The sequence below is a fragment of the Pseudomonas brassicacearum genome, from assembly GCF_918698105.1.
GTDB lineage: Bacteria > Pseudomonadota > Gammaproteobacteria > Pseudomonadales > Pseudomonadaceae > Aquipseudomonas > Aquipseudomonas brassicacearum_F.
Map to the genome: position 1 here is coordinate 36,403 of NZ_CAKKMI010000054.1, position 10,599 is coordinate 47,001.

At 61.3% G+C, this 10,599-nt stretch carries 10 protein-coding genes; 6 read left to right on the top strand and 4 right to left on the bottom strand.

Annotated features, from left to right (window positions below; genetic code table 11):
- Positions 1-432 precede the first annotated feature (432 nt).
- The 3 genes from LQ215_RS20150 to LQ215_RS20160 are packed head-to-tail and all read left to right on the top strand — an operon-like array spanning position 433 to position 3,345.
- Entirely contained in the window at positions 433-993 is a 561-nt protein-coding gene (locus tag LQ215_RS20150; protein WP_230152266.1) for a TRAP transporter small permease, read from the top strand.
- Positions 990-2,270 carry a TRAP transporter large permease subunit gene (locus tag LQ215_RS20155; protein ID WP_230152255.1) on the top strand — a complete coding sequence of 427 codons (1,281 nt, stop codon included), beginning with the start codon at positions 990-992 and terminating at the stop codon, positions 2,268-2,270. Before LQ215_RS20150 ends, LQ215_RS20155 begins: the two co-directional genes overlap by 4 nt.
- Positions 2,271-2,325: 55 nt before the next feature.
- On the top strand, positions 2,326-3,345 hold the full coding sequence (locus LQ215_RS20160) for a TRAP transporter substrate-binding protein (protein ID WP_230152256.1): 1,020 nt from the start codon (positions 2,326-2,328) through the stop codon (positions 3,343-3,345).
- 149 nt (positions 3,346-3,494) lie between these two features.
- Here the strand turns inward: LQ215_RS20160 and LQ215_RS20165 are convergent, their stop codons facing one another.
- Together LQ215_RS20165 and LQ215_RS20170 are read right to left on the bottom strand one after the other, a co-directional pair.
- Positions 3,495-4,286 (bottom strand): transporter substrate-binding domain-containing protein, encoded by a 792-nt coding sequence (locus tag LQ215_RS20165; RefSeq protein ID WP_230152257.1) that lies wholly within the window; start codon positions 4,284-4,286, stop codon positions 3,495-3,497.
- Positions 4,287-4,378: 92 nt separating this feature from the next.
- Positions 4,379-5,032 (bottom strand): TetR family transcriptional regulator, encoded by a 654-nt coding sequence (locus LQ215_RS20170; protein WP_230152258.1) that lies wholly within the window; start codon positions 5,030-5,032, stop codon positions 4,379-4,381.
- A gap of 141 nt (positions 5,033-5,173) precedes the next feature.
- Between LQ215_RS20170 and LQ215_RS20175 the strand changes: the two genes are divergently transcribed.
- Positions 5,174-6,400 carry an arabinose transporter gene (locus LQ215_RS20175; protein ID WP_230152259.1) on the top strand — a complete coding sequence of 409 codons (1,227 nt, stop codon included), beginning with the start codon at positions 5,174-5,176 and terminating at the stop codon, positions 6,398-6,400.
- A gap of 55 nt (positions 6,401-6,455) precedes the next feature.
- Complete coding sequence (locus LQ215_RS20180; RefSeq protein WP_230152261.1) at positions 6,456-7,322, top strand: SDR family oxidoreductase; 867 nt, start codon at positions 6,456-6,458, stop codon at positions 7,320-7,322.
- Positions 7,323-7,433: 111 nt separating this feature from the next.
- On the opposite strand, the gene LQ215_RS20185 is transcribed toward LQ215_RS20180, so the two are convergent.
- On the bottom strand, positions 7,434-8,066 hold the full coding sequence (locus tag LQ215_RS20185; protein WP_230152262.1) for a response regulator: 633 nt from the start codon (positions 8,064-8,066) through the stop codon (positions 7,434-7,436).
- Positions 8,067-8,097: 31 nt separating this feature from the next.
- Positions 8,098-9,459 (bottom strand): cache domain-containing protein, encoded by a 1,362-nt coding sequence (locus LQ215_RS20190; RefSeq protein ID WP_230152263.1) that lies wholly within the window; start codon positions 9,457-9,459, stop codon positions 8,098-8,100.
- Between the two features lie 314 nt (positions 9,460-9,773).
- Here LQ215_RS20190 and LQ215_RS20195 point away from each other — a divergent pair.
- A partial coding sequence (locus LQ215_RS20195; RefSeq protein WP_290369151.1) for a carbon starvation CstA family protein occupies positions 9,774-10,599 on the top strand: 826 nt, incomplete at its 3' end.

Sequence of the window (10,599 nt, forward strand, 5' to 3'; positions counted from 1 at the left end):
TTTAAATAAAGTTTTTATTTTAAGGGTTCTACAAATATGTACAGGGTTGGTGTTTATGCGCGGGGGGATTATTAATTGAAGTGGATGATGGTTAAAACGCTCCTGACAACTCAAATACCCTCGCAAACCCAATGTCCCTCTAGCCGATAATCGCACGCTTTGTAATGCGTTCGCGCCAGGGATATTGACCGTACTAACTGGTTGGTACATTTTAGGCGACATACGTCTTGCAACGCATTGCCAAGACCATAATAAAAAGTAGAGGAACACCTCATGCGGACCTATCTGCACACCCCCGATGCCTTTCCCTCACGCTGTCGCGCCTGGCCTGGAACTCCCGGTAATACCTGCGTCTGGATCCGATAGCGGACACCGCTACCGCTCCACCGCGCCGGTTGGACCCGGCATCCGACAATCCCAGAGGCCTTCATGATGACAAAAGTCGTCGATCTGTATTTCAAGCTGCTCAAGCTACTGATTGTGTTGTGCATGGTCGCGATGATCGTGCTGGTGTTCGGCAATGTGGTGCTGCGTTATGCCTTCAATTCTGGCATCAGTGTGTCGGAGGAGCTGTCGCGCTGGTTCTTCGTCTGGATGATTTTTCTCGGTGCCCTGGTGGCGCTCAAGGACCGTGCTCACCTGGGCATGGACAGCCTGGTCAAGCGCTTGCCGCCGGCCGGCAAGCGTATTTGCCTGATCATCAGCCATCTTCTGATGCTCTACATCTGCTGGCTGATCTTCAGTGGCAGTTGGCAACAAGCCGTGATCAACCTGAATGTCGTCGCCCCTGCCTCAGGATTGTCCATGGCGCTGTTCTATGGTGCTGGCCTGGTGTTTGGTGCCAGTGCCGCAGCGATTCTGCTTTACGAGCTCTACCTGGCGCTGATCGGCAAGCTGGGGGATGACGAGTTGGTGATGGTCAAGGACAACGACGCCGAGGTGATCACCCCTGACTCCATCACCCCTGACCACATCAAGAGTAGCCGCCCATGACACTGGTTATTTTCCTCGGCTCCTTGATTGGCAGCATGGCACTGGGCATGCCCATCGCGTTTGCCTTGCTGGTGGTCAGCGTTGCGTTGATGTTTTACCTGGATCTGTTCGACGCGCAAATCATTGCCCAGAACCTGCTCAACGGCGCGGACAGCTTCCCGCTGATGGCCGTGCCGTTCTTCATGTTGGCCGGTGAAATCATGAACGTCGGCGGCCTGTCCAAGCGCATCGTCAACATTGCCATGGCGCTGGTGGGGCACAAGCGCGGTGGCCTCGGTTACGTGGCGATCATCGCGTCCTGCCTGCTGGCGTCGCTCTCCGGTTCGGCCGTGGCCGATGCGGCGGCACTGGCGGCTTTGTTGGTGCCGATGATGGTGCTGGCCGGGCACAACCGGGCGCGCTCGGCGGGTTTGATTGCAGCCGGCGGCATTATCGCGCCGGTCATTCCGCCGAGCATTGGCTTCATTGTCTTTGGCGTGGCGTCCGGGGTGTCGATTTCCAAGTTGTTCCTGGCCGGCATCGTGCCGGGGATCATGCTCGGAGCGGCGCTCGCCATCGCCTGGTGGTTCGTCTCGCGCAGCGAGAATGTCGAGACGCCAGCCAAGCAATCCCGTGCCGAGGTCCTGCGGGCATTGGTCGAGGGCAGCTGGGCCATGGGCTTGCCGATCATCATTATTTTCGGCCTCAAGTTCGGCATTTTCACCCCGACGGAAGCGGCAGTGGTGGCGGCGGTCTATTCGCTATTCGTCTCCCTGGTGATCTACCGGGAAATGAAAGTCAGCCAGTTGTACGCGGTGATCCTGTCCTCGGCCAAGACTACCTCGGTGGTGATGCTGCTGGTCGCCGCCGCCATGGTTTCTTCCTGGCTGGTGACCATCGCCGATCTGCCGGGCCAATTGGCGGCGGTGCTCGAGCCGTTCATGGATAGCCCGACCCTGCTGCTGGTGGTGATCATGCTGATGATCATCCTGGTCGGCACGGTCATGGACATGACGCCAAGCATCCTCATCCTCACACCAGTGCTGATGCCGGCGATTACCCAGGCGGGCATCGACCCGGTCTACTTTGGCGTGTTGTTCCTGATCAACACCGCCATCGGCCTGATTACTCCGCCCGTGGGCACTGTGCTCAATGTGGTGAGCGGCGTTTCCAAGCTCAATATCGAAGAAATCGTTCGTGGCGTGTGGCCGTTCCTGCTGGCGCAACTGGCGGTGCTGTTCCTGCTGGTCCTGTTCCCGCAACTGGTCCTGGGACCCTTGAAATTCTTCACCGGTTGAGGCCGGTGCAAGCTGTAGTAGCTCGACTTAAAAACAATAATGATCGGAGAGTGACATGGGACAACTGATGAAAACCCTGTTGGCCGGGGCGTGCGCAACGGGACTGCTGCTGGGTAGCGTGGTCAGCCACGCCGATGAAATCCGCGAACGCACCCTGCGATTCGCGTTCCAGAACGTCAAGGAGCATCCACAAGGGCAGGGCGCGCAGAAGTTCGCCGACCTGCTCAGCGAAAAGAGTGGGGGCAAGATCAAGATCCGCCTGTTCCCCGGCGGTACGCTAGGCGGCGACGTGCAAACGGTGTCGGCGTTGCAGGGCGGCACGCTGGACATCACCGTGCTCAACTCCGGAATCCTGGCCGCCCAGGCACCGGATTATGCCATGCTCGATTTCCCCTTCCTGTTCAACAACGTCGAGGAAGCCCATGCGGTGATCGATGGGCCGGTCGGGCAGAAACTGGCGGCGCAACTGGACAGCAAAGGGCTGGTAGGACTGGGTTATTGGGACCTGGGTTTCCGTAACCTGACCAACAGCAAGCACCCAGTGACCAAGCTCGAGGACATGCAAGGCCTGAAGATTCGCGTCATCCAGTCGCCGATCTACCTGGAAACCTTCAATGCGCTGGGCGCCAACCCGGTGCCGATGGCGTTCCCCGAGGTCTACACGGGCCTTGAGCAGCACACCATCGACGGTCAGGAAAACCCGTTCACGGTGATCGAGGGCAACAAGTTCTATGAGGTGCAGAAGTATCTCTCCGTCACGGGCCACATCTTCAACCCGCAGTCGTTGATCATCAGCCAGAAAACCTGGAACCGCCTTAACGACGACGAAAAGGCAATGATTCGCGCGGCTGCGGCCGAAGCGCAAACATTCCAGCGTGAAGTCACGGCGGCGGGCATGGACAAGGCCAAGGTGACGTTGGCCGGCGCGATGACCGTGAATGAAATCACCCCGGCCGAGAAAGACCGCTTTCGCGAGCGCGTGCAACCGGTGATCGACAAGTTCGCCAAATCCCTGGACGGCGACCTGGTGAAGATGATGTACGACGAAATCGCCAAGGTGCGGGCGGCGCATTGAGGTGAATGGGTCACTCCTGAACAGACCCAACCCGTGTGGGAGCGAGCTTGCTCGCGATGGCGGTGTGTCAGTCAACATCAATGCGGCTGACTTGACGCTATCGCGAGCAAGCTCGCTCCCACAGGGTTTTTTGTTTTGTCAGCGAACGGTTATTGGGCGGCCGGGACGGCCAACCACTGCCCAATCACTTTCTGGTAGCTGCCATTGGCCTTGCTCAGGTGCAGCCACTGATCAACGTACATCTTCCAGGTGCTGTCATCCCGAGGCAGCAGGTAGGCCTTCTCGCCATATTGCAGGTAGCGGGTCGGGTTGACCGCGCACAGGCCGGGCTTGAGTTTTTGCTGGTAGAGCGCTTCCGAGGCGTCGGTAATCATCACGTCGGCTTTCTTGTCCAGCAGTTGCTGGAAGATGGTCACGTTGTCATGGAAATTGAGCTGGCCGTTGGGCAGGAACGCCCGGACGAAGGCTTCGTTGGTGCCGCCGGCCGGCTCGACAAGGCGCACCGAAGGCTGGTTCATCTGTTCGAGGGTCTGGTAGCGCTCCTTGTCTTCGCAACGCACCAGCGGGATCTTGCCGTCCACGTCCAGGGTGGTGCTGAAATAGGCTTTCTTCTGGCGTTCCAGCGTCACCGAAATCCCACCCATGCCGATGTCGCATTGACCGGCAACCATATCCGGCATCAGGGTTTTCCAGGTGGTCTGCACCCATTGCACCTTGACGCCCAGGCTGGCGGCCAGCGAGCGCGCCATGTCGATGTCGATGCCTTCGTATTCGCCCGCTTCGGTTTTAAAGGTATAGGGCTTGTAGTCGCCGGTGGTGCACACCTTCAGTTCGCCGCGTTGCAGGACCTGGTCCAGTAGCGAAGGTGCCGGTTCGGCCAGGGCGCCGCCGGAGAGCGCCAACAGGCCACAGAGCGTCATCGAACTTGTTATGTTTTTCATAGTGATTGGACGTCTCGCAACGGAAGGGATCAAGACCGGGGAGTGTAGTGAAAGCGCCTGCTCGCTGTCACTGCGGTGTTGATCGTGAACAGTCAGCTGAGCGTAGTCTCGGAGGGCTGCCGCTGCAGGCTTTCCAGGTAGGCGCAGAACATATCGGCCATGGCATCGCTATAGACGGCAACTTCCACAGGAGAGCGGGGCGCGGATGAAAATCGCTTGCCCACGGAACTGAGCGTCGTGATCACCAGGTCACCTGCCAGGGCGCGGGCCCGTGCCGGGACGGCAGGCAGTGCTTGCAGCATGAAGGCGTCCACCGACTGTTGCACCGACATCCGCGCGGCCTGGTGCTCGGGGGCGTCGCGGTAGAGCGGTGCGGCGTCGTTGAGCGCGACGCGTATCTGGGCCTCGTCGCATTCGGACTGGATGAACGCCCGCACGAGGCTGCGCAGCCGCTCGAACGGCGGCTTGAGGTTGTCTTCAAGGATCTCGCGCAGCATATCGCTGGTTTGTCGCCATTCATCACTTTGCAGGCGGAACAGGATCGCCGCTTTGTTCGGGAAGTACTGATACACCGAGCCGACGCTCACGCCAGCTCGCTCGGCAACCCGGGCCACCGTGAAACGTGCCGCGCCCTGGGTCGCCAGAACCTGAACAGCCGCCTCCAGAACGGCGGCGACGAGCTCGGTGGAACGTGCCTGTTGCGGCTGTTTACGCGAGGAAATCTGCGGGCTTGGGCGTTCGGACATACGGGCATGAGCCTCGGAAGGGAATGCGAATAGGAAATGCGACGGATTGTTCGTATCTTGAATGCGACGAATTGATCGCATTTTAGTCGGCTCCGCAGACAACGTTCAACGTCACATCGCATCCTTTCTGTGAGTAAGGTTATGACTCAAAAAAACGTTCATCAGGGCGCCTCCTTCGCGCCTCAGGCAAGCGCTGACGCCAAGCCGGTGCTCAAATTGTTGCCACTCACGTTGACGGTGTTCATCGGTTTTCTGACCCTGGGCATGCAATTGCCGGTCTTGCCCCTGCACCTGCATGACACGCTGGGCATGGGCACGCTGGTCATCGGCCTGGTGGTCGGCGCACAATTTGCCGCGGCGCTGTTGTCACGCGCCTGGGCCGGCAACTTCGCCGACATGCGCGGTGGCAAGCGCGCCGTCATGGTCGGCCTGGTGACGGCGGCGGTTTCCGGGTTGGTTTATCTGCTGTCCTTGGCGTTCGTTGCTACGCCTGTCACGTCGGTCTGGCTCTTGCTGGGCGGTCGTGTCCTGTTGGCGCTGGGTGAAAGCCTGATCGTCACCGGCGCGTTGGGTTGGGGAATCGGCCTGGTCGGCGCGCAGCATTCCGGCAAGGTCATGGCCTGGAATGGTATTGCCATGTACGGCGCCTATGCCCTGGGCGCTCCGCTCGGCGTGGCGCTGAATAGCGGCTGGGGATTCACCGGCATTGCCGTCGCGACGATTTTCGTCCCGCTGCTGGCGCTGGCGATTGTCGCGGGTGTCCGGGCTGTCGCCCCCACGGCGACCCGGCGGGCACCGTTCTACAAGGTGCTGGGCGCGGTGTGGGTGCCGGGCATGGGGTTGGCGTTTTGCAGCGTTGGCTTCGGTGTCATCACGGCTTTTATCGCGCTGCTGTTTGCGGCCAGGGATTGGGGCAATGCCTCTCTGGCGTTCACCGCGTTCGGGCTGGCGTTCATCGGTGCGCGCCTGCTCTTTGGCCACCTTCCAGACAAGATCGGCGGCGCGCGTGTCGCCCTGGTCTGTGTGGTGATCGAAGCCGTCGGGCAATTGCTGATCTGGGGCGCCGACACTGCGCTGATGGCCTATCTGGGCGCAGCGCTCACCGGCTTCGGCTATTCCCTGGCCTTCCCGGGCTTTGGGGTGGAGGCGGTGAAGCGTGCGCCGGCGCAGAACCGCAGTCTTGCCATGGGGGCCTATGTCGCGTTCCTGGACATTTCCCTGGGGCTGAGCAGCCCGCTGGCCGGGGCGTTGGCGGGCACGTGGGGTATCGGCGCGGTTTACCTGGGCGGGGCCGTGACGGTGATGCTGGCCTTTGTCGTGGCGCTGGCATTGGTGATGCCAGGGGTACAAGGCCGGCAGCCGGCTTGAGCTACGCCAGAAGTGAGTCTGTGTTCCTCGATGGTTCTAACCAGGAGTTTGAAACATGCATGTATTCGTTACCGGTGCCACGGGCTGGGTTGGGTCTGCCGTGGTCCAGGAATTGATCGGTGCCGGCTATCAGGTCACCGGCCTGGCCCGTTCCGATGACAAGGTTGCCGCACTGGCCGCGACCGGCGCGAAGGTGGTCCGTGGGACATTGGATGACCTCGACGTCCTGCACCAGGCGGCTTCGGCGGCGGACGCGGTGATTCACACCGCGTTCAATCATGACTTCTCGCGGTTTGCCGAGAACGCTGAGCAGGACCGCCATGTGATCGAAGTATTGGGCTGCGCGCTGCAGGGGTCTGAGCGACCTTTGCTGGTGACGTCCGGCCTGTTGGGCTTGACTCGGGGCGCGAGCGAGCTGGAGGTGCCCAGCCCGGCTTCGCCGCGTAAATCCGAAGCGGCGGCCCGGGCGCTGGTCGAGCGTGGTGTGCGCTGCGCGACCGTGCGCCTGGCGCCCTCGGTGCATGGCCTCGGCGACCACGGGTTCGTTCCGATCCTGGTTCGCCTGGCCCGGGAGACGGGCGTTTCGGCCTATCTCGGGGACGGCGCCCACTGCTGGTCGGGCGTGCATCGGCTGGACGCCGCACGGGTCTATCGGCTGGCGCTGGAGCAGGGCGTGACACAGTCCGTCTACCATGCCGTCGCCGACGAGGCTGTGCCGTTCAAGGACATTGCCCAGGCGATCGGTCGTGGTCTGGGGTTGCCGGTGGAATCCCGGGAGCGTGAGCATTTTGGCTGGTTCGCCCACATGGCGGGCGCGAGCATGGCGGTGTCCAGCGAATACACCCGCGCCTTGCTGGGCTGGACGCCAAGCGGCCCAGGCCTGTTGGCCGATCTTGAACAGCCTGGTTACTACGTTGGATAAGGCTTACTTTTGGCGAGGGAGCTTGCTCCCGCTGGGTTGCGCAGCGACCCCAATATTTTACGGTCGCTGCGCAACCGAGCGGGAGCAAGTTCCCTCGCCACAGTGGTTTCTCTAGCGAGAAATGATCCCGTGGTCGATCGCGTATTTCACCAGGGCCGCGGGCTTGTCGATGTTCAGCTTGCGGCGAATGCTCAGCCGGTGGGTTTCGACGGTGCGTACGCTGATGTCCAGTTCACGGGCCATTTCCTTGTTGTTCAGGCCCTGAACCATTTTCGCCAGCACCTGACTCTCGCGCGGCGTCAGCTCGCTGTCGGTGTGTGGGTCGGTGGCGAGCCGCTGGGCGATCTCGGCACTGTAGAACGTACCGCCGCTGATGATGGCTTCGATGGCCGCGATGATTTCACGCGATGGCGCGTTCTTGAGCACGTAGCCGCTGGCACCGGAGCGCACGGATTCGCTCACATACTCGTAATTGTCGTACATGCTGAGGATGAGGATCTTGAGGCTTGGGTATTGCTTGCCCAGCAGCCGGGTCAGCTCGAGCCCGTTCTTATCCTTGAGGCCGATGTCCATCAGGAGCAGGTCCGGCTGGCAGCGACCGACCATTTCGATCGCCTGCGCGCCGTTCTCGGCTTCGCCCACCACGTCCAGTTGCGGCATCACCGACAGCAGGGCCTTGATGCCGTCGCGGACCAGGGAGTGATCGTCGACCAGCGCGACGCGGATCACCGGAGGCAGGTTCATCGGCAGGTGCTCTTGTTGGAAGGGGCGCGCATCAGCTTTCCGTGACCGAGAGGTTCATGGGCAGCAGGATGTCCAGTTCGCTTCGTCCCGGTGCCGAGGTCACTTCCAGGCGTCCGCCGAAATGCTCGACCCGTTCGCGGATATTGCGCAGGCCGATGCCAGCATGGCCGCGTTCTACTTGCGGGACGTTGAAGCCCATCCCGTCATCGACCACCGTCAGGCGCAAGGATTGGCTGGAGCCGAACAGGGTGATGCCGACGCTTTTCGCCCCGGCATGGCGCTCGATATTGGTCAGGGCTTCCTGGGCAATGCGAAACAGTGAGACAGGGGCGCCATTTTCCAAGCGGCAATCGAATTCGTTGCTTCGGTAGGAGACTTCCAGCCCGCTGCGTTGTTGGAACTCGGTCGCGAGCTGGCCGATGGCGGCGGGCAGGCCCAAGGTGTCGAGCAGGGACGAGCGCAAGTCGTGGGAGATGCTACGGATCTCGCCGATGGCTTCGCCCAGCCGGTCGGTGGCGTTCTTGAGGATGCCCAGGCCGTTTTCCTGACCGTTTTCCAACACGTGGCTGGCGAGTTCGAACTGGAATTTTATCGACACCAGCAACTGGCTGATGCCGTCGTGCAGCTCGCGCGAGACCCGCGAGCGTTCTTCTTCCTGCAAACTGACGATGCGCTGGTTCAGGCGCTGCAGTTTTTTGTCGGCCAGGCGATGTTCGCTGACGTTGAGGGTCATGCCGCCTGCGAACACCAGCAGCACCGCCACCAGGGCGATAGCGGCGATGGCCTGCATGGTGGTGTGGATGCCATGGGCAACTTCGTCGCGGGCTTGCTGGGTGGCGCGTTCGACATCCTCCAGGTAAATCCCGGTGCCGAGCATCCAGCCCCATTTGTCCAGCATCACGACATAGGCCAACTTGTCGGTGACCTGGCCGGAGGAGGGCTTGTTCCAGGCGTAGCGCTGGAACCCTTCGCCTGACTCGGCGCTTTTGATCAGCGCCTGGATGACCGGCAGGCCATGGGGGTCCTTCATGTCCCAGAGGTATTGCCCCACCAGTTCCGACTGGCGGGCGTGCATGAGGCTGCGGCCCTGGCGGTCGTACACGAAAAAGTACCCGTTGATGCCGAAACTGAGTTTGCGCAGCTCTTCCAGGACCTGCTGTTGCGCGCGCTCGTCTCCCCGGCCGTTGTCGTATAGCGGGGCGATCAGGCTCTGCGCCATCTCGACATAATTCTTCAGCTCAGCGCGCTTGCTCGCCAGGATGCTGTCTTCGATCAGTTGCGCCTGTTGATCGCCCAATTGGCGATTGAGCGAGATCACCAGGGCGCAGATGACCGCGATGGCCAAGACCAGCGGCAAAATCCCGAGGGCGACGATTTTGTGTTTGAGCAGCATCTGTACTCCTGTCCGGACTCGGCGGGGAGGCGAATGGCGGCATCATATGCCAAACCCATGGGTGAGGCATAAAACCTGTGGCGCAAGACAGGTGCGAGCAAAGCTTGCTCGCGGTGCAGGCACCGCGGTTTATGAAAGACCGTATTGACTCTATCGCGGGCAAGCCTTGCTCCCACCGGGGGAATTGGGGTTCTACGTAGTACTACGGATTTATTTATTGACCCATTGCGGGGATATTGGGCCGGCTCCGAATAGCCGGGGCACACTATAAAAACAAACGCCGCAATCCACTGGATATCGGCAGGAGACACGCAATGACAACCCGTCTGGTTAAACACCTCGCCTGGTTTGCCGTGGCTGTTCTGGGAGCCTGTGCGTTGAGTGTCGTGGCCTTGCGCCGCGGCGAACCCATCAACGCCCTCTGGATCGTCGTCGCAGCCGTGGCCATCTACCTGGTCGCCTACCGCTACTACAGCCTCTTCATCGCCAACAACGTGATGCAACTCGACGCGCGCCGGGCCACCCCCGCCGTGCTCAACAACGATGGCCTGGACTACGTCCCGACCAACAAACACATACTCTTCGGCCACCACTTCGCGGCCATTGCTGGCGCGGGGCCGCTGGTCGGGCCGGTGCTGGCGGCGCAGATGGGCTACCTGCCCGGCACGCTCTGGCTGATCGCCGGCGTGGTGCTGGCCGGTGCGGTGCAGGATTTCATGGTCCTGTTCCTGTCCACCCGCCGCAACGGTCGCTCCCTGGGCGACATGGTGCGCGAGGAAATGGGCCGCATCCCCGGCACCATCGCGCTGTTCGGCTGCTTCCTGATCATGATCATCATCCTCGCGGTGCTGGCGCTGATCGTGGTCAAGGCCCTGGCCGAGAGCCCGTGGGGGATCTTCACGGTGATGGCGACCATCCCGATCGCGATGTTCATGGGCATCTACATGCGCTACATCCGCCCGGGCCGCATCGGTGAAATCTCGATCATCGGCGTGCTGTTGCTGCTGGGTTCGATCTGGCTGGGCGGGCAGATCGCTGCCGACCCGGTCTGGGCCAAGGCCTTTTCCTTCACCGGGATCCAGATCACCTGGATGCTGATCGGCTACGGTTTTGTCGCGGCGGTGCTGCCGGTGTGGCTGA